General features: G+C 59.8%; 22 protein-coding genes. 8 read left to right on the top strand and 14 right to left on the bottom strand.

Annotated features, from left to right (window positions below; genetic code table 11):
• Position 1 precedes the first annotated feature (1 nt).
• From I8E17_RS24405 to I8E17_RS24415, 3 genes are all read left to right on the top strand, one after another.
• Positions 2–766 (top strand): TIM barrel protein, encoded by a 765-nt coding sequence (locus tag I8E17_RS24405; RefSeq protein WP_069609940.1) that lies wholly within the window; start codon positions 2–4, stop codon positions 764–766.
• A 196-nt stretch (positions 767–962) separates the two neighbouring features.
• Entirely contained in the window at positions 963–1,949 is a 987-nt protein-coding gene (denD, locus tag I8E17_RS24410) for a D-erythronate dehydrogenase (protein ID WP_069609941.1), read from the top strand.
• Positions 1,946–2,722: an SDR family oxidoreductase gene (locus tag I8E17_RS24415; RefSeq protein WP_069609942.1), complete on the top strand. Its 777-nt coding sequence runs from the start codon at positions 1,946–1,948 to the stop codon at positions 2,720–2,722. Before denD ends, I8E17_RS24415 begins: the two co-directional genes overlap by 4 nt.
• A 57-nt stretch (positions 2,723–2,779) precedes the next feature.
• Here I8E17_RS24415 and I8E17_RS24420 read toward each other — a convergent pair whose 3' ends face one another.
• Positions 2,780–3,742, bottom strand: coding sequence for a trypsin-like peptidase domain-containing protein (locus tag I8E17_RS24420; protein ID WP_069609943.1), 963 nt, complete (start codon positions 3,740–3,742; stop codon positions 2,780–2,782).
• Between the two features lie 157 nt (positions 3,743–3,899).
• Positions 3,900–4,397: a MarR family transcriptional regulator gene (locus I8E17_RS24425; protein ID WP_069610422.1), complete on the bottom strand. Its 498-nt coding sequence runs from the start codon at positions 4,395–4,397 to the stop codon at positions 3,900–3,902.
• Between the two features lie 39 nt (positions 4,398–4,436).
• Between I8E17_RS24425 and I8E17_RS24430 the strand changes: the two genes are divergently transcribed.
• Entirely contained in the window at positions 4,437–5,705 is a 1,269-nt protein-coding gene (locus I8E17_RS24430) for an FAD-dependent monooxygenase (RefSeq protein ID WP_069609944.1), read from the top strand.
• Between the two features lie 78 nt (positions 5,706–5,783).
• Here the strand turns inward: I8E17_RS24430 and I8E17_RS24435 are convergent, their stop codons facing one another.
• Positions 5,784–6,290 carry a hypothetical protein gene (locus tag I8E17_RS24435; RefSeq protein WP_069609945.1) on the bottom strand — a complete coding sequence of 169 codons (507 nt, stop codon included), beginning with the start codon at positions 6,288–6,290 and terminating at the stop codon, positions 5,784–5,786.
• 165 nt (positions 6,291–6,455) lie between these two features.
• On the opposite strand from I8E17_RS24435, the gene I8E17_RS24440 reads away from it, so the two are divergent.
• A complete protein-coding gene (locus tag I8E17_RS24440) occupies positions 6,456–7,088 on the top strand; it encodes a hypothetical protein (protein WP_069609946.1) in 633 nt (210 codons plus the stop codon).
• A 151-nt stretch (positions 7,089–7,239) separates the two neighbouring features.
• On the opposite strand, the gene I8E17_RS24445 is transcribed toward I8E17_RS24440, so the two are convergent.
• Complete coding sequence (locus I8E17_RS24445; RefSeq protein WP_069609947.1) at positions 7,240–7,488, bottom strand: hypothetical protein; 249 nt, start codon at positions 7,486–7,488, stop codon at positions 7,240–7,242.
• 277 nt (positions 7,489–7,765) lie between these two features.
• Here I8E17_RS24445 and I8E17_RS24450 point away from each other — a divergent pair, with 277 nt between their 5' ends.
• Positions 7,766–8,989 (top strand): ROK family transcriptional regulator, encoded by a 1,224-nt coding sequence (locus I8E17_RS24450; protein ID WP_069609948.1) that lies wholly within the window; start codon positions 7,766–7,768, stop codon positions 8,987–8,989.
• Positions 8,990–9,077: 88 nt separating this feature from the next.
• On the opposite strand, the gene I8E17_RS24455 is transcribed toward I8E17_RS24450, so the two are convergent.
• The 8 genes from I8E17_RS24455 to I8E17_RS24490 all read right to left on the bottom strand — a co-directional run bounded on the left by I8E17_RS24455 (position 9,078) and on the right by I8E17_RS24490 (position 17,731).
• Positions 9,078–11,105 carry a beta-N-acetylhexosaminidase gene (locus I8E17_RS24455; protein WP_176727947.1) on the bottom strand — a complete coding sequence of 676 codons (2,028 nt, stop codon included), beginning with the start codon at positions 11,103–11,105 and terminating at the stop codon, positions 9,078–9,080.
• 21 nt (positions 11,106–11,126) lie between these two features.
• Positions 11,127–11,597 carry a GNAT family N-acetyltransferase gene (locus I8E17_RS24460; protein WP_069609949.1) on the bottom strand — a complete coding sequence of 157 codons (471 nt, stop codon included), beginning with the start codon at positions 11,595–11,597 and terminating at the stop codon, positions 11,127–11,129.
• A gap of 12 nt (positions 11,598–11,609) precedes the next feature.
• On the bottom strand, positions 11,610–12,536 hold the full coding sequence (locus tag I8E17_RS24465; RefSeq protein ID WP_069609950.1) for an ABC transporter ATP-binding protein: 927 nt from the start codon (positions 12,534–12,536) through the stop codon (positions 11,610–11,612).
• Entirely contained in the window at positions 12,533–13,348 is an 816-nt protein-coding gene (locus I8E17_RS24470) for an ABC transporter ATP-binding protein (protein WP_069609951.1), read from the bottom strand. Before I8E17_RS24470 ends, I8E17_RS24465 begins: the two co-directional genes overlap by 4 nt.
• Positions 13,345–14,247: an ABC transporter permease gene (locus I8E17_RS24475; RefSeq protein ID WP_069609952.1), complete on the bottom strand. Its 903-nt coding sequence runs from the start codon at positions 14,245–14,247 to the stop codon at positions 13,345–13,347. The genes I8E17_RS24470 and I8E17_RS24475 overlap by 4 nt, the downstream gene beginning before the upstream one ends.
• A complete protein-coding gene (locus I8E17_RS24480; RefSeq protein ID WP_069609953.1) occupies positions 14,244–15,227 on the bottom strand; it encodes an ABC transporter permease in 984 nt (327 codons plus the stop codon). Before I8E17_RS24480 ends, I8E17_RS24475 begins: the two co-directional genes overlap by 4 nt.
• A 22-nt stretch (positions 15,228–15,249) precedes the next feature.
• Complete coding sequence (locus tag I8E17_RS24485) at positions 15,250–16,941, bottom strand: ABC transporter substrate-binding protein (protein ID WP_113367011.1); 1,692 nt, start codon at positions 16,939–16,941, stop codon at positions 15,250–15,252.
• Between the two features lie 394 nt (positions 16,942–17,335).
• The gene (locus I8E17_RS24490) at positions 17,336–17,731 is read right to left on the bottom strand and encodes a RidA family protein (protein ID WP_069609955.1); all 396 of its coding nucleotides are present in this window, start codon (positions 17,729–17,731) and stop codon (positions 17,336–17,338) included.
• Positions 17,732–18,085: 354 nt separating this feature from the next.
• Between I8E17_RS24490 and I8E17_RS24495 the strand changes: the two genes are divergently transcribed.
• The gene (locus tag I8E17_RS24495) at positions 18,086–18,880 is read left to right on the top strand and encodes an SDR family oxidoreductase (protein ID WP_069609956.1); all 795 of its coding nucleotides are present in this window, start codon (positions 18,086–18,088) and stop codon (positions 18,878–18,880) included.
• Between the two features lie 89 nt (positions 18,881–18,969).
• Entirely contained in the window at positions 18,970–19,857 is an 888-nt protein-coding gene (ligD, locus tag I8E17_RS24500; RefSeq protein ID WP_069609957.1) for a non-homologous end-joining DNA ligase, read from the top strand.
• Positions 19,858–19,859: 2 nt separating this feature from the next.
• Here the strand turns inward: ligD and I8E17_RS24505 are convergent, their stop codons facing one another.
• Both I8E17_RS24505 and I8E17_RS24510 read right to left on the bottom strand, forming a co-directional pair.
• Positions 19,860–20,426: an isoprenylcysteine carboxylmethyltransferase family protein gene (locus I8E17_RS24505; protein ID WP_069609958.1), complete on the bottom strand. Its 567-nt coding sequence runs from the start codon at positions 20,424–20,426 to the stop codon at positions 19,860–19,862.
• 3 nt (positions 20,427–20,429) lie between these two features.
• A complete protein-coding gene (locus tag I8E17_RS24510; RefSeq protein ID WP_069609959.1) occupies positions 20,430–21,167 on the bottom strand; it encodes a glutathione S-transferase in 738 nt (245 codons plus the stop codon).
• Positions 21,168–21,207 lie beyond the last annotated feature (40 nt).

Below are 21,207 nucleotides of genomic sequence, written 5' to 3' on the forward strand. Positions count from 1 at the left end.
CATGACGCGCTTTTCGGCCAATCTGGGTTTCCTGTGGCAGGAGCTTTCCCTTCCCGATGCCATCCGCGCCGCCAAGGCCGCCGGCTTCGATGCCGTGGAATGCCACTATCCCTATGACACGCCCGCTGAAGCCGTGCGTCAGGCGTTGGAGGAGACCGGTCTTTCCATGCTCGGCCTCAATACTGCCCGCGGCAATGTCACGGCCGGCGACAACGGACTTGCCGCAATTCCGGGCCGTGAGGACGAAGCCCGTAGTCTCATCGATCAGGCGATCGATTATGCAGCCGCCATCGGGGCGGGAAACGTGCATGTGATGGCCGGCAAGGCCGCCGGCGATGACGCGCGGGCCACCTTCATTGCCAATCTGCGCTATGCCTGCGAACGCGCCAGCAAGATGAGAGCGACCATCCTGATCGAGCCGCTCAACTATCGCGATGCACCAGGCTACTTCCTCCAGACTGCCGATCAGGCGCTGGACATCATCGCTGAAGTGGGCGCTGATAATCTCAAACTGATGTTCGACTGCTATCACCTCCAGATCATGCAGGGCGACCTGACGCATAGGCTGCAAGCGCATATGGGAGCAATCGGCCATATCCAGATCGCTGCCGTTCCGGACAGGCGCGAACCGGATCACGGAGAGATCGATTATCGGCACATTCTGCAGGTCCTGAAAACGCTTGGTTATGACAGGCCGATCGGCGCGGAATATCGGCCGGCAACCACGACGGATGCAGGGCTCACCTGGCTGCAGGCATACAAATGAGAGAGCGGCCTCCAGAATGACTAACGGCCTTCAAAGAGATTCATTCGGGAAGTGTCCCGAATACTGATGTCAGCTTGGAGCAGTTCAGCTTTTCCTTGAATCCGTGAGCCGCTCCGTCTGTTTGTTTCTCGCAATTCCGGACGGAAAACCGCTATGCACTTTTCCTGGAATGGCTCTAGTGGGAGGAAAATCCGATATGCATGTTTTGATCCTGGGTGCCGCAGGCATGGTCGGCCGCAAGCTCGTCAACCGCATCGCCGCCGAGCCGAAAATTCTCGGGCAAGTCATCGATCGCCTGACGCTGGTCGATGCCTTCCAGCCGGCAGTGCCGGAAGCGCTTCAATCCGTATCAAAAGCCCTGACGATCGATCTTGCGACAGCTGGTGTTGCGGAAAAGCTCATCGAAGACCGTCCGGATATGATCTTCCATCTCGCCGCCATCGTCTCCGGCGAAGCCGAGGTTGATTTCGACAAAGGATACTCGGTCAATCTCGACGGTACCCGGGCGCTCTTCGAAGCTATCCGCCAGCAAGGCCTGAAATCCGCCTATGTACCGCGCGTTATCTTCGCCTCTTCCATTGCGGTGTTCGGCACCCCCTTCCCCGAGGTTATCGGCGATGAATTCCTGACCGCACCGCTGACGAGCTACGGTACGCAGAAGGCGATCGCGGAGCTCCTGCTTGCGGATTATTCACGCCGGGGCATTTTCGATGGCATCGGAATCCGGCTGCCGACCATCTGCGTTCGGCCCGGCGCTCCGAACAAGGCGGCCTCGGGCTTCTTTTCCAACATCCTGCGCGAGCCGCTGGTCGGCAAAGAGGCTGTCCTGCCCGTCAGCGATACGGTGCGCCACTGGTTTGCAAGCCCGCGAGCGGCGGTCGGTTTCTTCGTGCATGCCGCAACGCTCGATACGGCAAAGATCGGGCCGCGGCGCAATCTCACCATGCCCGGGCTTTCGGCGCTCGTTTCCGATGAGATCGATGCGCTGCGCCGAGTCGGCGGCGACAAGGCGGTTGCGCTTATCCGCCGCGAGCCTGATCCGGTGATCGAGCGCATCGTTTCCGGCTGGGCGACGCAGTTCGATGCCAAGCGGGCGAGTGATCTCGGCTTCAAGGCGGAACAGAGCTTCGACGAGATCCTGCGGGCGCATATTGAAGACGAACTGGACGGGAGGGTCGCATGACGGAGGCGTCATCGAACGCACAAAGTGCAATCGCGCTGGTGACCGGTGGTGGCACCGGCATCGGCCGAGCTATCGCCAAGGCGCTTGGCTCGGCAGGCTTCAGGGTCGTCATCTCAGGGCGTCGGGCTGATGTTCTCGAAAAAGCTGCTCGTGAGCTTTCGGAGGAGACCAGGGCGGAGTTTGTTGCGGTTGCAGCCGATGTCAGCGACCCCACATCGGTCCGCAGCCTCTTTGATGTGATCGCCGACCGCTATGGCCGCCTCGACCTTCTGGTCAACAATGCCGGCATGGGCCTGCCGGCCGTGCCGATGGAGGAACTGAGCTTCGAGCAATGGAATGCGATTGTCGGAGCCAATCTTACCGGCGCGTTCCTCTGCACGCAGCAGGCCTTCCGCCTGATGAAAGCCCAGGTGCCGCAAGGCGGCCGCATCATCAACAACGGTTCGATCTCGGCAACGACGCCGCGGCCGCATTCCGCACCCTATACGGCCACGAAACACGCCATTACAGGCCTGACGAAATCGACGGCGCTCGACGGCCGTCCCTTCGATATCGCCTGCGGCCAGATCGATATCGGCAATGCAGCCACCGACATGACGGCGAGGATGAGCGCCGGCGTGCTGCAGGCAAATGGCGAGACTGCGGCGGAGCCGACGATTTCGGCAGAGCATGTCGCCCGCGCCGTCGTGTACATGGCCACGCTGCCGCTCGACGCCAATGTTCTTTCCATGACCGTCATGGCAACGAAGATGCCGCTTGTCGGCAGAGGATAAAAGAGAACGGCAGCACCGCGAGTGCAATGCTGCCGTTTTTGTGGCTTGGGCTATTCGTTAGATTGCGGGTCGTGCGGAAGGCTTAACCTGCCTTCGCTCGATCAGGCCGGCAACGCTGAAGATCAGGACCTCGATCTCCATGCCGATCTTGTCGCCATCGAGCAACCGGACGACATCGTCTATGCCGGATACGGCCTGGCCATCGATGGCGAGCAGGTAGTCACCCTCCTGCAGTCCGCCCTTTTCGGCCGGGCTATCCTTCTCGACACGACGCAGCCGCACAGCGGTCGAATGCGTGACGCCAGCCTCCAGCGCGATGCGCCGATGCAGCTCGACCGTGTCGGCGGCAATGCCGATATAGGCGCGCCGGACATGGCCGAAACGCAGGATCTCTGACACCACATGCTTGGCCGTGTTCGAGGCGACCGAGAATGCGATGCTCTGCGCGCCCTGGATGACGGCGGTATTGACGCCGATGACTTCACCCGCCGACGAGACCAGCGGACCGCCGGAATTACCTGGGTTGAGGGCGGCATCGGTCTGGATGATGTCTTCCATCAGCCGACCGCTCGCCGCGCGCATGGAGCGGCCAAGCGCCGAGACGATGCCGGCCGTGACGGTCCATTCGAAGCCGAGGGGATTGCCGATGGCGATCGCGATATGACCGCGCTTCAGCGATTTGGAATCGCCAAGTCGTGCCCAGTTGCCCGGCCAGTCATTGGCGCGAATGAGAGCGAGGTCGGTATCCGGATCGCGCCCCAGCACCCTGCCCTCGACGGTCGCGCCTTCCGGGGTCTTGATGCGCACGGCTTTGGCGTCGTCGACGACATGATTGTTGGTGACGACCAAGCCGTCCGGTGAAATGGCGAAGCCGGAGCCATGTCCGGCGCGGCCGCCCAAACGCTCGATCCGGCTGACGGCCGGCCCGACGAAATCGACGGCACTCGATACCGATTGCGAATAGGCATCCAGCAGCCCGGCATCGGATGACGGCTGGATGTCACGATCAATGAAGCCCATGAAAACTCCTCCGACGCGGACGCGTCGCTACGAGGACCGGCAGCAACTGTTGGGAGGCAGGAGGCTGTCAGTTCGACAGATTGAAGTGGTGACTATTCAAATGAGATGTCACCCTATCGAGTTCAAGAGCCGACCGAACGCACTCTTCCAACCTACCTCACAGCGGCCGAAATGAGCTCTTGTCCTGCTGCAACAGCCGCTCCAGTTCCCGCTCCTGCATCTCGATGGCTTGCGTGACGAAGCGCAAGATCACCTGCTTTTCCGCCTTTGAAAACTGTTTGAGCATTTGCGAGCCGGCCTGCGCGATCGGGCCATAGGCTTCGCGTCCTAGCCTGATCGCCTTCTCGGACGGTGCCACCAGCACGCGACGCCGATCGTTGGGATCGGGAACGCGGTGGAGAAGATCGCGCCCCGAAAGACGATCGATCAAGGCCGTAACCGACGGAGGCGCAAGGCCGATAGCCTTGGCGACGGCGTTTGCCGGCTGAGGCGCACGCATGATCACGCTTAGACAGCGCCGCTCGGCGCTATTGAGCCCATGCAGCTTGCCGAAGGTTTCGTCGAAGCTCTCCGTCGCCTCTTGCCAGCGCATGCAGGCAAGGCTGATGGCTTCCACGAGGCGATGCTCATCTTCATTTGACTTTTGTTCGATCATCGAATAATTCATTTATCAAACTATTTGAAGGAAGAACCAATGTGCCCCATTGACGATCCTGCTGCAACCATGAATCGAGCGACAAACCCCGAGGTCACGATCGGCATATGCGGCGCCGGCATCGGCGGGCTTGTGCTTGCGCTCCGCCTCGCAAGGCTGGGCTTTCGTCCGATACTGTTCGAAGCCCGCTCAAGAGAGGCCGCCTTGTCCGAAGGAGAGTTTCTGACGCTCGCTTCCAACGGCATGAACGGGCTGCGCACGGTGGACTGCTACGAAGAAGTATTGCGCCAGGGATTGGAGACCCGCGCCATCGAACTCTGCAACGCGCGCGGTAAAAGGCTCGCACTCATCGACCAGAGCGACCATTTGGCGACATTCGGCACGCCCGCCGTCACTATCAGGCGCGGCGTTCTCACAGGCATCCTGATCGAAAAATGCCATGCCGAAGGCATCATCATGCAATTTGGCCGGCGCGTGACCAAGGTCGACAATCTCCCGCATGCCGTAACGCTCCACTTTTCCGAAGGTGCGGGTCTTGCCGTCGACCTGCTCGTCGCCGCCGATGGACTGCGATCCTTCGTCCGCACGCAAATATTTCCGGATTATCCCCTGCCGCAATTTACCGGCCTGATCGGCACAGGCGGCATCATCGATGCCGACATACCGGATACGGATGGTGTGATGCGCATGACCTTCGGAGAGAAGGCCTTCTTCGGCTACATCAAGACGGCACCCCATCCCGTCTACTGGTTCGATTCCTTCCCCGCCGACACACCCGACGCTGTACGCACACTGGAACCGACAGCACTGGCCGCTCATGTTCGCCAGATGCATGCCGACGATCCCGAACCCAACAGATCGATCCTCCAGGCGGTCGGTCAGATCGAACGCAGCTATCCCATCTTCGACATGCCGCAGCTTCCGGTCTGGTCGAGCGGGCGTGTCGTCTTGCTCGGCGACGCCGCGCATGCCATCGGCCCGCATGCCGGCCAGGGTGCCTCGATGGCCATAGAGGACGCGGTGGTTTTGTCATCTTGCCTGGCAGCGACGCTCGATTACGGCGCTGCCTTTGCCTGTTACGAAACCCTACGGCGCCCACGTATTGCCCGCGTCGTGAAGCTCACCCGGCAAAATGCCTCCAGGAAGCGGAAAAACAGTCGGCTCAGCCTGTTTCTGCGCGATCTGCTTCTGCCCTTGCTTATTCCGTTAAGTGTCAGAGCCGGCCGCAGATTGTTTGCATATCGAGTCGATCTCGATCCGCTCGAGGCAAATCCTTTCACCGGAAGCGCTCACAAGGATGCCGCCTGACATTCGGTCGGCCTGCTGAGGCCAATCTAGGGATCGGAATAGCCGGCGCAATTCCTTATGCCTGCCGGCATGGAGGAGCTATTCGCGCGGCCAAGCCAGCCTGCTCCAATTTGCAATATAGATTACAAATGCGATGAACATTCCCGATCCAATTAGGTCCAGCCGATGGCGGCCGAAAAGGAAGAGGCCGAGAAGCGCCAAGCCGATCGATGAGGCGATCAGGAAGAGCGAGGGAATTATGCTCGTGATGGGCACCCCCGCCTCGCCCTCGGCTTCGACGCCATCGCCGGTCACGTGACCACTGGAGCCCGGTGATCGGTTACCGAGCCTGACCGTCACCTTGCCGCGCCTGGTTCGGACCCTGCCCCGCACCTTCTTTTTCGAGGTCAGAAGCACGAGCGCCATCGATATCAGCATGCTGCCGAAGCCCCAGGAGAAAACCGTGCATGCTGCCATGGCGGTCGCATTTGCATAGGTCCGATAAAGATGAAGTGCCAAAGCTCCCATCGCTATGGTAATGGCAAGAAACAGGGAACCGACAATCAGGAATGTGACCCTGCCGGATAATTGCGTTTCGCCTACCACGTGACCTCCCCATCGACGTCCATCTGCTCAATGCAAATTAGGAGGATGCCGACGATCTTCAAATGCCGGCGCGATATTCGGCCCAGTTCAGCTGCACGCCGGCATGATCTTTACGAAGCAGCGAGCGGCCATAATTAGCTGACGTATCGGGTGATGGAGGTACTCATGAAGATACGAAGATCCCTTTCGGCGATGATCATCATCGGCCTTTCTGCCATTCCTGTCGAAGCTGCGGGGATCGATTGCTCAAAGCCGGGCTCGCCAAGCGATGATATGATCTGTCAGGACAAATCGCTGCTTGCCCGCGATGCGATGGCGAGGGATCTTTATGCCGCCGCCCTGAAACGCGATGATGCGGACAAGATCCGAGAACGGCAGCGCCGCTGGATCACCAAAGTGCAATCCTGCGGCGATGCATCATGCGCCCGGCAGGCCTATGACGACCAGATTGCGTCTCTCTTGAGGACCAAGGGCGGACAAAGCGCTTCGGCGGATTTCCAGTCGAGCAGCGCCGACGGCAACGAGGGTCATCTTGTCATCTTCGGACCGGTCGGTGGTCTCCTCGCAGTTTCGCTCTCCTCGACCTTCGTCGGCCCGGGCGGAGCAGATGCCGGCGACGTCAACGCCGACGGCCTCGATGGCGTCGTACCGCTGGCGAAGGGACACGCTGAACTCTCCAGAGACGCCTGCAAGATCGATCTCGATCGCCTTAACGCCAAGAGCTGGCGTGTGTCGCAGGCTGGCGTGTGCGATTTCGCCGCCGGAGTGACCTTGCAGGGTACCTATCGCAAACAGTGACATGGCCTAAGCCCGGTTGACTGCCAGGCGAGGAATATCTCGCAATATGGCAACGTTAACGTGCACCAGACCGTCATCGATAATCAGGAATTTTTGTGATCCAGCCGCCACCGGCGGCCGGGGTGATTTGAGAAAGACTGAAATCCGGCCATCAGTTGCCGACTGCGTCGGAGGTGCACTTCTTGACGAAACTCGTCTTGGCGGCACCGGCAAGCTTCTTCGCTGCGGCCTGAGTATCGCAGGCGCTTGCGGCATCCTTCTCGCATTTCTTGGTAAAACTCGTCAAAGCGGCGCCTGCGAGCTTCTTGTCGGCGGCTTGGGCCTTGCATGTCGCATCCGCTGCCATCGCACCGCCGGCGATGCAGGTCGAGACAATGGCTATTGCGAACAGTCTGATCATCGATTCCCCCGTGCTATCCCGGCAAAGACCGGGTTAGCGGAGTCTAACGGAATGCCTGCCGGAGTAAAGATATCCGCCACTCATCCACGCAAAAGAAAAAGCCTTCTGTATTATCCCCCAAACGGCACGGACCTGGGCCGACCCCGTCTTGAATCGATCGACAAAAGAATAGAAACTGCCCACATAGGGGCAAGCAATGTCATGCGGTCACCCTCACCTCACGCACTGGCGAAGCGCGACAAGCAGCAACACGAACTGAGTGCTCCACTATCCTCTCATGAAGACTATTTCAGGCACGAATCTCGAACAGGCCAAATCTCACAACCGGCGCGTCGTGATCGAAGCCATTCGCACCAATGGCCCGATGTCGAGGGCCGCCATTGCCCGTATGACGGCGCTAACCACACAGACCGTTTCGAATATCGTGGAGGAACTCGCGCGCTCGCATCTCCTGATTGCGATGGAGGCGCAGAAGATCGCCCGCGGTCAACCGATTACGCCCTATATGATCAATCCGGCTGGCGCCTACTCCATCGGTTTGGAACTCGGGCGCCAGCGTGCGGCCGGCGTGCTCACCGATCTGTCCGGCACGGTCTGCGCCCGCGTCGAGTGCCATGTCGACAGACCGGGACCGACCGAGGCAATGCCGGTCCTTGCAGAGATCGTCAGGGATCTGCAGGAAGCCTTCTCCTTTGACCGCGACCGGCTGCTCGGCGTCGGTATCGCCTTGCCCGGACGCTATGCCGATGGCGGCGTAACCTCGCTCAGTCCGCTCAACCTGCCGGGTTGGCAGGATTTTCCCGTTGCCAGTGAGCTGGAACGCCTGATCGGCCTGCCCGTACTTGTCGAAAACGACGCTACCGCGGCGGCGATCGGCGAGCGGCTCTATGGCGTTGCCCGCGGCCTTGGCAGCTTCGTCTATCTCTTTCTTGCCGGTGATGGCGGCATTGGCGCCGGAATGTTCCTCGACGGTCATCTCTACAAGGGTAGCCGCGCCAATGCCGGCGAAATCGGCCACATCATCGTCGAGCCGCATGGCAGGCTCTGCACTTGCGGCAAGCGCGGCTGCCTCGATCGCTATGTCTCGCCATCCGTCGCTTACGAATGTCTGGGCATCGAGAATGCACAGGAGCTGGACCCCGACGATCTGGATGCGCTGATCGCGGCAAACGGCCATGGCCTGAAGGCATGGCTGGAACAGGCGGTACAGCCGCTGCGCCAGACGATCGACTTTCTCGAGCTGGCCTTCGATCCGCAGACGATCGTGCTTGGCGGCAGTGCGCCAACATCCTTGATGACGGGGCTGGCCGAAAGCGTCGAACCTCTCCACACCCCGGTCAACCCAACCGAAGAGCGCAGCATTCCGCGGTTGATGATCGGCGCCAGCGGCAAGGATACCGCCATTTTAGGTGCGGCCGCTCTGCCTATCTTTTCCGAAACTAACCCGCAGTTCGATGTCCTGCAGAAGCCGTTGACGCATCGTGCCGTTACTCAGCCTTGAAGGGCCAGCATAGCGCCAGCCTTGCATTATTGATTTAACTCAGGCGCGACCCAATGCGGGTCGCGCCTGAAGGCTACGCATCAGGCTGTCACAATTGATGCAGGCCGTATAGCAGCGGCATGGTGCCGGCCAATGCCTTGAAACGTTCCCAGGATTTGGCCGACGGCTTCGTCCAGCCCGTCTCGGCAAGTGCCGAGAGGCGCGGAAAGACCAACCGGTCGAAGATGGCTCGATCGGTCATCGATTCCGACCAGATGCAGGCCTGAATGCCACGAAGCTTTTCCTTCTGGGCGTCCGTCCAACCACCGATGGGGTCGAAGGCGTAGAGTTTCTCCGGATCCGAATGGCCCGCCCAGCTTGCGCCCGGCTCGTCCCAATCCGGGCGCATCGCCATGTCGAGATAATAGACCTGCCCCGGGCAAACGACGATCTCGTATCCGCGACCGGCAAGCTCCGCCGCCACCTCGACGCTACGCCAGCTGCAGAGATAGCTCTTGTCCTTGTCGATCCTGTCGCCATGGGCCGCTTCTTCCCATCCGCCGGTCACGCAACCCTTTGAGGCGAGAAATGCCTGGATGCGCTCCAGGAATTCCGCCTGCAGGAAGGCCGCGCCCGAGCCATGAATATCGTCGGCTCCATGCGTATTGGTGATGACGTTCAATCGCTGGGCATGCGCTTGCGCAACGTCATCACCGGCAATCTCGCGCAAGCGTGCCAGCGCCTCCGGCGAGCCGGACCAGGCGCCGAGGGGAACCTCGTCGGCACCGATATGGATCGTCTTGAACGGGAAAAGCTCGATCAGCTCCGAGAGGATCGTCTCGATCACTTCATAGGTCTTTTCACGCGCCGGGTTGATGCAATTATCTGGGAAACCCTGAACAGAATAATAGCTGCCGGCTTCGCTTGGATCGCGCAGCTCCGGAATCGCCTGAAGCATGGCATAGCAATGGCCGGGTATATCGACCTCCGGCAGAACCTCAATGCCAAGACCCTTGGCGTAGGAGACGATGTCGCGCACAACGGCCTTGGTGTAGTAACCACCGGTGCGGGCCGGGCTGGAGCCGAGAAGCGGCGGTATCGGCAGGCCATGGCCGCGCCACGCGCCGATCTCGGTCAGAGCCGGATAGGCATCGATCTCGACACGCCAGGCTTCATCATCCGACAAATGCCAATGGAAGCGGTTCAGCTTATTCCAGGCAAGCACTGCCATCAGCTTCTTGATTTCAGCCGAACCGTAGAATTGCCGTGCGACATCGAGGTGCAGGCCGCGCCAACTCATCGCGGGCTCGTCGACGATCTCGCCGGTCGCAGGGAAATGGAAAGCCTGCGGGTGCAGGCGCGCGCCGCGCCAGATCTGGCCGATGGTGACGAGACCATAGACGAAGCCGGTCTGCGCGCTCGCTTCGACGGTTATGGTTTCGGGCGAAAAGACGATTTTATAGGCCTCGGCGCCTAAACCCTCGACCTCTCGCAATTCCACTGGTACGGCACCCTCCGCTTCCGAGCGGATCAGTCCTTCGGCGGAAAAGAGGTGCTCGACGAGAGCCGTAAAGCTTTCGGCGGCAGCCTGCGCCTCCGGCGCCTTGGCCTTCAAGGCAAAGCCTGCGGGAAGCGGGCGACGGAAGGAGACGGCGACGCGGTTCGGCCAGGGAATGATCGCCAATGGCACCGGCGGATTGGCCGGCACCGGATAGACCTCCGCGCCGCGCTTCAACGGCGCATTGCTCGACGACGTGCGCGTCGGCTCCGTGCCAAGTGAAACCGTAGTGCCATCGGCAAATGCGAGATAGGCGCTGTTGGCACCATCGTTCCAATGTCGGAACTGCCAGCTCAGCGCGCGAACGGTGATCGTCCACGTCCCGCCACCAGCCAGCACGAAGCCTTCCGGCGGCTGGAATTCGGTAAAGTTGGACAGCCTCTTGGTAACCGTCGCGCTTTCGACGATGCCGGCGGGGTCGACGCGGCCGGGGCCACTGACACAAAGCGTAAAGTCCGAAAGCGGCTCCGATGACAGGTTCTTCAGCCGCAGGACATAGGAAAATTCCTTGCCATCAGCAGGAGGGTTCCAAGTGGTTTCAAGCCGCAGAGCCGGGGATCGCGGTGTGGACATGAGCATTCTCTCTTCCTGAAGGATCGTTCAAAGCTTGAGCATGCCGGCATAGATACCGGGTGCGGAATTGGGGATCTGGATCGCGCCGACCGTCTTCTCGTAGAATTCCGAAGGCCCGACATCGCCGATGACCGTATAGGCATAGCCCATGGCCTTTGCGTCATTGAGGCAGGCAAAGAGAAGCGCGCGACCGATGCCAAGACCGCGCACGCTCTCGTCGACGCCGGTCGGGCCGAAGAAGCCGCGCGCCGTCGCTTCGTGGCAGGCAAAGCCGACAAGCTCGCGATTACGCGTGGCGATGAAGCAGGTCGGCGGCTGGCGGGTCATCGCGACCGTCGTCTCGCTTGCCCAGCCCTCGCTGAAATGTTTAGCCACCCAGCCGGTTATCAGTCGCAGTTCCGGCGGCAACCCGCGGCGGATGGTGACATCAGCCTTCGCCATGCGCTCCGGCGATTGCGTGTCGATCGGCAGGGTCGATAGATTGACCAGGTAATCCAACGGGAATTCCTCCTAATTCGATGCGACCAGCGCACGCATGAAATGGTTGGGGCCGACCTCCTCGACCACCGTCGAGATCGGACGGCTGAGCGCGCGGATCCTCTCCGCCTGCTCCAAGAAGCGGGCACTGCCACCGGTCACGAACCTGCGGCCGCCGTCCGGCACAGCCGAAAGCAGAAGCTGCGTATAGGGATGCTTCGGATCGGCAAGGACGGCATTGGTTTCGCCCCACTCGACCATCTGGCCGGCAAACATCACCACGATCTCCTCCGCAACATGGGCAGCCGTCGCGATATCATGGGTGATGTAGAGCATGGCGAGATCGTTTCCGCGCTTTACACGCGCCAGCAGATCGAGAATGTCCTTGCGGATCGAGACATCAAGCATCGAGGTCGGTTCGTCCGCCACCAACACGCTCGGAGAGACCGCCAGTGCACGGGCGATATTGACGCGCTGACGCTGGCCGCCGGAGAGTTCGTGCGGGAACTTCTGACGCGTCACCGAAGGATCGAGCCCGACGCTCTCGAGCAGCTTCGCTATATCCTCGTCCCGCTCGGCCTTCGGTTTGTCCTGACCGTGCAATTGCAGCGGCCTTGCGATGTGATGATTGATGGTAAAGGCCGGGTTGAGCGAAGAGAACGGATCCTGGAAGACCATCTGGACGTCCTTACGATACATCCGCTCTTCCCTGCCCGAGCCTCTAGTCGTCCGATCCTGCCCACGAAACAGCAGTCTGCCGGCCGTCGGCTTGTCGAGCCGGGCGATGATGCGGGCGCAGGTGGTCTTGCCGCAGCCGGATTCGCCGACCAATGCCAGCGCCTTTCCCGCAAATAGCGAAAAGGAAACGCTATTCAATGCGTGTACCGGGCCGAAATGGCGCTGGATATTATCGAGCCGGATAACGGGTTCTGCAGTTACGGCCTGCATCTGCGGATTCATGCGAAAACTCCGGGAGAATGGGCGCTGGCCGGAAGCTGCGGGATGGCATTCCAGAGCTTGCGCGTGTACTCGTGAACGGGCGACTGGCTGACCTGGGCAACATCGCCGACCTCGACCAATTCGCCTTTCAGCATGACACCGATGCGATGGCAAAGCTGGGCCATGAGATGCAGGTCATGAGTGATGAAGAGCACCGAGAAACCATAGGTCTGCTGCAGATCGAGAACCTGCTCCAGAATCTCACGCTGCACGACGACATCGAGCGCCGTCGTCGGTTCATCCATGATGATGAGTTCAGGACGCAGCGCCAGGCAGATGGCGATGACGATGCGCTGACGCATGCCGCCGGAAAACTGGTGCGGATAATCGCCGACGCGATGCGGGGAGATGCCGACCAGCTTGAACATCTCCTCGGCCCGCGCAAGCGATTCCTGGCGTGAGCAGCCGGTATGGCGATGCAGGACGTCGTGGAACTGCGCCTCTACCCGCATCAGCGGATTGAGCGAATTCATGGCGCTCTGGAACACCATGCCGATGCGCTTCCAGCGGATCTTCTGCAACTCGCCTTCCGGCATCTTCAGCAGGTCCTGTCCGTCGAGCCGGATGCTTCCGCCACTGACCCAGGCCGGCGCCTTCGATAGCCGCGTGATCGCATAGGCGATCGTGCTCTTGCCGCAGCCGGATTCGCCGGCAAGACCGAAGATCTCACCACGGCCGATATTGAAGGAGACATCCTTCACCGCCCGGAAATCGCCCTTGTCGAGCAGATAGTCGATATTGAGATGTTCTATCTCAAGCAGATTGTCGCTCATTGCTCGGCCCTCATCATGCGGTTGCGGGCGCGCGTCAGGCGGAACCAGCGGGTCAAGGCCGGGCCGGAACGCAATTGCGGATTGGCGATTTCGTCGAAGGTGAAATTGATCAGCGCGAGACCAAACCCCGTCAGCGCGATACCGAAGGCCGGCACGCCGATATCCCACCAGGCGCCGACCATGATGGCCGAGGCATTCTGGGCGTTATAAAGCATGGTACCCCAAGTGACCTTTAGCGGATCGCCGAAGCCGAGATATTCAAGCGTGGTCTGGGCGACGATCGCATAGATGATGCTGCCGACCAGGTTGATGCCGATGAGCGGCGTCAGATTCGGCAGGATTTCGACAAAGATGATGCGCCAGGCCGGTTCGCCGATCATCTTGGCCGCAGTAACGAAATCACGGTTGCGCAGCGCCATCGTTTGCGAACGCGTCATACGCGCGCCCCATGGCCAGGACGTTAGCGCAATGATGGTCATGATCGTTATCGGGCCGACAGTACCCGCAAAGGAAGCGAGCAGGATGAGGAGCGGCATGTTCGGGATAACAAGCACGGCATTGGTGGCAAGGTCGAGTGCCGCATCCGTCTTGCCGCCGGTATAGCCGGCGATGAGGCCAATGGCGGTGCCGAGTACGGTAATCGCGATGCCGGTGGCAAAGCCGACGGAAAGCGAGCTTCTGGCGCCCCAGACAAATTGCTTATAGACATCGCGACCCATCTTTGTCGTGCCGAAGACATGTTCGACGGATGGCGGTTGATGAGAGCGCCCCACACGGGCACCGGGCTCGCCCGGCGCGATGATCGGTGCGCAGATCGCCATCAGGCATAGCGCCGCGACGATGATGAAGCCGACAAGCGCCTTCTTCTGGCTGAAGATGGATCGGAACGAGAAGCTCATCGGCCGCCCTCCCTTAATCGCGGATCGACAAGGCCGTAGATGATGTCGACGAGGAAGTTTGCGCCGAGGGTTGCGAGCGTCATCAGCAGCAATTGCCCCTGGATGACGGGGTAGTCGCGCGCCACGCTGGCGGTAAACAGCGTCAGGCCGAGGCCTGGATAGTTGAAGACGATCTCGGTGACGATCGAGCCGCCGAAAACGGCGCCGAGCATCAGCGCGAGGTTGGTGAGCACAGGCAGAAGCGCATTGCGCGCGCCATAGCCGAACATGACGGCGAGATTGCTCAGCCCCTTGGCCCGCCCCATCGTCACGTAATCCTCTCCCAGCACGACGATCATCGACGAGCGCATCGTCGTCTGAAACTCGCCGATGAGGAAAGGCGACAGCGTCAGAACCGGCAGGATTGCGTGCATAAACACGCTGCCCATGAAGGTGAAATTAAAGCCCGGATCGAGATTGGGATCGTAGGCATACCCCACAGGAAACCAGCGCAACGATACGGCAAAGACGAACAAGGTCGTCAGCGCAACGATGACGGGCGGTATCGAGAACAGGATGACGGCAAAGGGCGATACGACCGTATCGAACCGCCCGCCGCGTCTCCAGGCCGCGATGGCGCCGAGCACGACGCCGACGCACAGCGAAAATATGATCGCCGTGACCACCAGGAAGATGGTCCATAGCGTCGCCCGGCTCAGCACCTGGACCACCGTCTGAGGGTAATATTTGACCGAAACGCCAAGATCGAAGGTGGCAAGGCCTTTGAGATAGTCGAGGAACTGCATCATGATCGGCTGATCGATCTCGCCGAAACGGGCCTTGATCGCCTCCACCGCCGCAGGTGTGGCCCGCGGCCCGAGTTGGGCGACCATGGCATCGACGGGACTCCCCGGCATAAGCCGGGGAAGAACGAAGTTCACGACGATCGCGAAGGCCAAGGCCACCGCATAGACGCCAAGGCGCCGGCTTGAAACACGCATGTCTGCTTCCTTCGCTGTGGCCTTATTGGACCGGCTTCAGACGCAGCAGATGCATGAGACGCATGCGGTTGTTGTCGTGGTTTTCCGGGTTCATCACCGGATCCTTGTCCGTGACCCAACCGGTGAAACGCTTGCTCGAATATTGGTACCAGGTCGGGCCGTTGAAGACGGGAACGACCGGGAAGTCATCGGCGATCAGAACCTGAATGTCGTTGAAGATCTTCTTATGATCCTCATCGGAAGACGACTTCAGATATTGATCGAAGAGCGCATCGAGCTTCGGGTTGGAGTAGCGCGCCGCGGCGACGGTGAGCTTGCCGGCATAGGCCGTCGACAGGCTCTGATAATAGCCCTGGAACGGGGTTGCACTGTCGGCACGCGAGTTCATGACGACATCGAAGCTGCCATCGAGAAGCTGCTTGCGCCACTGCTCGTATTCCGGCGTGGCAACCGAGGCGTTGATGCCTGCGGCGCGCAGCCCTTCGACGGCGATCTGCACTGCGTCGATCCAGTCGGTCCAGCCGTTCGGTACGATGACCGCGAAGGTGATCGGCTTGCCGCTCGGCGTGGTGCGGAAACCATCGGCACCCTTCTTGTAGCCGGCGTCGTCGAGGATCTTGTTCGCCTTTTCGGTGTCGAAGCCCATGAAGGCGTCCTTATCGCCTTCCGCTGACTTATTGCGCCAGCTCTCGAAGCGCGGCGGCAGGCCGCTGGCATGCAGGTTGACGACCGGATAGCCGAAGCCGGCAATATCGACCATCGACTTGCGGTCCATCGCCAGGCTGAAGGCATGACGGAAGTTGAGGTCCTTGAAAGCTTCGAGATTGCCGGCGTTCGTGGATTTGAAATTCATCTCGAAGGCAACGGTTTCCGCCGGCGGCTGCCAGTACCCGTTATGCTGCGGGTCGAGGGCGACGAAGGTCTTGTCGATCTGCGGCAGGAACGAGCCGATCCAGTCGACGGTGCCTTCCGGCAGCAGCGCCAGCATCTGGTCATTACCCGAAATCTGCGGCAGACGCAGGCAGTCGACATGCAGCGACGCAGCGTCCCAGTAATTCGGGTTGCGGCACTGCTCGTAGACTTGCGGCGTAAAGCGGCGAACCTCGGTCATCGGGCCGGAACCGACGGGCTTCTCGTTCTTAAAGGCGACCGGATCGGCAACGTCTTTCCAGATATGCTCGGGTACGACGGCGAGATCGGCGAGCGATTCAGGGAATTCGGAATTCACAGCCTTGAGCTTGATCGTCACCTGCGTCGGCGAAGGCGCTTCGACGGAGGCGACCGTCTGACCGACACCGACGGTATCGACGGCCGGGTTCTTCAGCATCAGGTCGATCGTGTACTTGACGTCCGCGGAGGTCAGCCGCTGGCCATCCGACCACTTCACGCCCGGGCGCAGCTCATAGGTGATCGACATCAGATCGTCGGAAAACTTGTAGCTGGTCGCAAGCCGCCAGACCGGCTTGCCGCCATCATTGGCGTTGAAGATGACCAACGGCTCGTAGATGAAATCCATCGTGCTCTGGCGACGACCGGCCAGATCGAACGGATTGAAGTTACTGACCCAGCTGGTCTGCTCCTCGATATGCATCGTCAGTACGGATTCAGCCGCGGAGGCGATACCCGCACTAAATGCCAGGGAAGCGCTGAGCGCCGCCGCTGCCAATGATGTCCGTTGAAATAGATTGCGTAATGACTTTTTCCTCATTCTCATTTCCAGCCCCTCTTGCTGTTTTGGAGTAGTCAATCAAATTGATTTAATCGTGAGTTTTGAGACTCGTCAATCGCTGATTGGAAATCGACAGCCATTGATTTGAAGGTCTGGAGGGTTGCCGCGGATGTCGGCATCCACACCGCCGCTACCGGAAATGCATGGAAATATCGGGAGCTACGGCGCAGTGGCACGTTTGCAGTTGCGATCATACGGAGCCGCAAGCGCGAAAAAGGGTGCGCTGATCCGCAATACCGAAACATGCACCCTGCCGGCTTGTGCATTTAAGAGCAAATATTGGGGAGATTGATTATCTGGACGCGCCATCGCACATGGACGCGGGATTGATTGCGATGCAGCCTGGCCGCAGCGCAATCGAAGCGAAATCAGCGTTTGCTCAGTCGAGCGGCTTGTAGGCGACGACATCCATTTCGACTTTGACATCCACCATCATGGGCGACTGAACGGTCGAGCGGGCTGGCGGATGATCGATAAAATGCTTTTCGAAGACGGCGTTGAAGCTCGAGAAATCGCGAGCATCATCCAGCCACACATTCACTTTCACCACATGCTCGAGCGTGCAATCGGCAAGGGCAAGGACATCCTTGATATTGGCGATGACCTGCTCGGTCTGAGTGACGATATTGCCGGCAACGATTTCACCGTTGATGGTCGGAACCTGGCCCGAGACGTAGACGAAATCGCCTGCCCTGACGGCCTTGGCGAACGGGCGGCGCTGGCCACCGGCCTGATTGTCAGCGACGTCGAAACGGATCAGCTTGTTCTTGCTCATGATATCCTCAGTCTTTCCCTGTTGCTGAAAGCCGCGGTCGCCGTCGTTTCATCGGAACAGGCGCACGCGTTCGACTCTCCTGGTAGCTTCCTTATCCGTCGCAGCGGCGCCACGCCAGATCGTTTTGTCCGTTTGCGAGATGAGTGTGGAGCAATGCTTCTACGACTTCGATCGAAAGCTTAACTTCAAATGCAAGAAAAACGCATTTATTTTCCGCAGATTACGGACGCTTCCTCAACAAAATCTCTTCTCGTCCTTTTGTCGCGCTTGGCATGATTGCCTTCCTGCCCCGGAGCCTGATAAGACAAAGGCATATTTCGTCGTATGATTGGTTCACGTTCAGGAGGAGTCGTCATGGCAGAACTCGCGCAATCGCTTGCGTCTATTCGCATTCCCGATCTTGCCGGAAAAAGGGTGCTGATAACGGGCGCTTCGACCGGCATTGGCGCTGCCGTCGCGCGCGCCTTTGCCGCCCAGGGCATGAAGATCGGTCTGCACTTCAATGCAAGCCGCGAACCGGCGGAAAAACTGGCCGATGAAATCAAGGCTGGCGGCGGCACGGTCCATCTTATTCAAGGTGACGTCTCGCAAGACGGAGAGACCGAACGTGTGGTCAAGGATGCCGTAGACGCTTTGGGGGGCCTCGATGGCCTGATCAACAATGCCGGCGGTATGCTCGGGCGGCTTCCGACCGCCGAAATGACGGATGAGCATTATGAGCGGGTGATGAACCTCAATGCACGCTCCGTGCTTGCGGCGACCCGCGCCGCTCATCCTCACCTAAAAAAACAGGGCGGCTTCGTCATCAACACGACCTCGATCGCCGCGCGCAATGGCGGCGGCAACGGCGCGATCCTCTATGCGGCTTCCAAAGGGTTCGTCTCGACCATTACCCATGGCCACGCCAAGGAATTCGTCAACGACAAGATCCGCGTCAACGCGGTAGCACCCGGCGTCATCGCAACACCGTTCCATGAGCGCTATACCAATGATGAGCAGATGGAACTGCAGCGCAGGACAATCCCCATGGGATTCGTGGGCACGCCGGAAGATTGCGTTGGCGCCTACCTCTTTCTCGCCTCTCCCACTCTTTCTGGCTACATCACCGGCCAGATCATCGAGGTCAATGGCGGCCAGCTCATGCCGTGAGAAGTGGCCAGCGGTCGCTTTGTGTGGCGGGCAATGCTAGTCTTGCCCGGCACGGCGCCTTCGCGTCGAGGAAGATGGAGCGCACGCGGATGGCAAAGACGCCCATTCATGACGGCATTGAAACGTCGGTGGAATTGACCCATCCGGATCGAGTTTATTGGCCCGAGGATAATATTACCAAACACGATCTTCTCGAATATTATGCTCTGGCGTGGCAACGCATGTCGCCATTCGTCATCAACCGCCCCCTTGCCCTGTTGCGCTGCCCGGATGGCATCGATGGACCGCGCTTCTTCCAGAAACACGCATGGAAAGGCATCAATCATCACATCACGGAAATCGCCGATCCCGAAGACAAAGACGCCGCCAAGCTTCTGAAGATCGAGAATTTTGATGGGCTGGCAGCGCTCGTCCAATCCGCAGCCCTGGAGATCCATCCGTGGGGAACCACAATCGATCACTGGGAAAAGCCCGACATGATCATCATGGATCTCGACCCCGGGGAAGATGTCGTCTGGAACAAGGTCGTGGCCGCGGCAAAAGAGATCAGGCAGCGCTTTTCCACGCTGGGGCTAAACTCCTTCGTCAAGACTTCCGGCGGCAAGGGATTGCATGTGGTCGCATCCATCAAGCCGCGGGCGACCTGGCCGCAGGTCAAGGATGCCGCCGAGGCAATCGCCCATGCCATGAGCGCCGATAGTCCGGAGACGTATTTGTCGGTCGCCAGCAAGGCAAAGCGGGCGGGCCATATCTTCATCGATTACCTGCGCAACGGCCGGGGCAATACTGCCGTGGCGGCCTATTCGACACGCGCCAGAAAGGGCGCTGCCGTTTCGATGCCGGTCAGCTGGGAAGAATTGGACGGCAAGATCGGGCCGGCTTCCTTTACCATCAAGAATGCAGCATCGCGCCTCGGCCAATCGAGCGCCGATCCTTGGGCCGATTTCTTCAAAACGGCATCACCGCTCAAAGTCTGACGCTATACTAGAAACGGGACGAGTGCCGGGGTGCTCGCCTTATAGTCAGCGTAGGCCGGGCCGAAGGTCTCGCTCATCCAGCTTTCCTCGATCCGCATACGGCGCAGCACGGCGTAGAGAACCGCGACGATGGCAAGGGCCGCCGCGATGTCACCGCGCGCAATTGCCGAGCCGATAATGGCCAGCATCAGACCGGAATAGATCGGATGCCGGACAAGGGCATAGGGACCGGAGCGTATGAGCGCGTGGTCCTCCTTGAGGGTAATCACGCCGCTCCAGTTTCTGCCGATGTGATAGCGCGCCCAGACGGCGAAGAGCAGACCAATGAAGGTTAGAGCGGCACCGATAGTATAAGAGGTGAGGTCTTGCGGAATGATGCGGTATCGCAACGGGCCGAACCAGGATGGATCGATTGAAAGTAGGAAGGCGCCGATCCAGATCGGCGCGGTATTGCCGAGCCGCGACAGGGGATCCTCCTGCCGCACACTCTTCTTCACGCCGAACGAGGCGAAAAGCCAGATCAGCAGCCAGACGATCCAGCACGCAGGAATGAATTGATAAAGCAGCATCGCTCAGGCCACATCTTTGTCCAGTTCCGGATAGTGCCGGAAAATGCCGTTCTCATTGAAGGGAATGCGGCGATCGGACTGAAGATAGCGAGCAATATTGGGCCGTTTCATGACAGCTCCGTGCAGCGCGGTCAGATGCGGATATCGGCGATCCAGGTGCGCCGTCGCGCGGGGGAAGGCATAACGCAGCCCCTCATAGACCTGAAACAGCGAAAGATCGACATAGGTCAATTCTCCGCCGAAGATATGGCTCGGCCCTTCGGGGTTCTGCTGAAGCACTTTCTCGAAATAGCCGAGGAACTTGGGAATGCGGTTTTCGATGAATTCTGCAGCCCGCGCCTTGGCCTCTTGCTTCTGATCCTCGTAATATTTCGACGTCGCGATGGGGTGGTGCGTGTCGTGTACCTCGGCGACGAGATCGGTGATCGTCAACTGCAGGCCGTTCAACACGTGGCGCTTTCCTTCGTCCCTCGGCGCCAGACCCAGCTTCGGCCCGAGATGCATCAGGATATTCGCCACATGCGGAATAATGAGATCACCGTCCTTCAGAAACGGTGGGGCAAATGGGAGACCGAGTTCAGATTTACCCTCCATGATGGCGAACATGGCGGGCATACCCTGCCCCATGCCTGCAGGAGCACGACAAACATCGACATAGTCTGCACCGGCTTCCTCCAGCGCCAGCCGAACGAATTCGCCGCGCCCCTGAATGCCATCCCAATAGTAGAGTTCATAAGCCATTCGGTTTCATCTCCCCGATATTGAGAGCTATCCGCTGCAA

It is taken from the genome of Rhizobium sp. AB2/73, assembly GCF_020871915.1.
Taxonomy (GTDB): Bacteria; Pseudomonadota; Alphaproteobacteria; order Rhizobiales; family Rhizobiaceae; genus Rhizobium; species Rhizobium dioscoreae.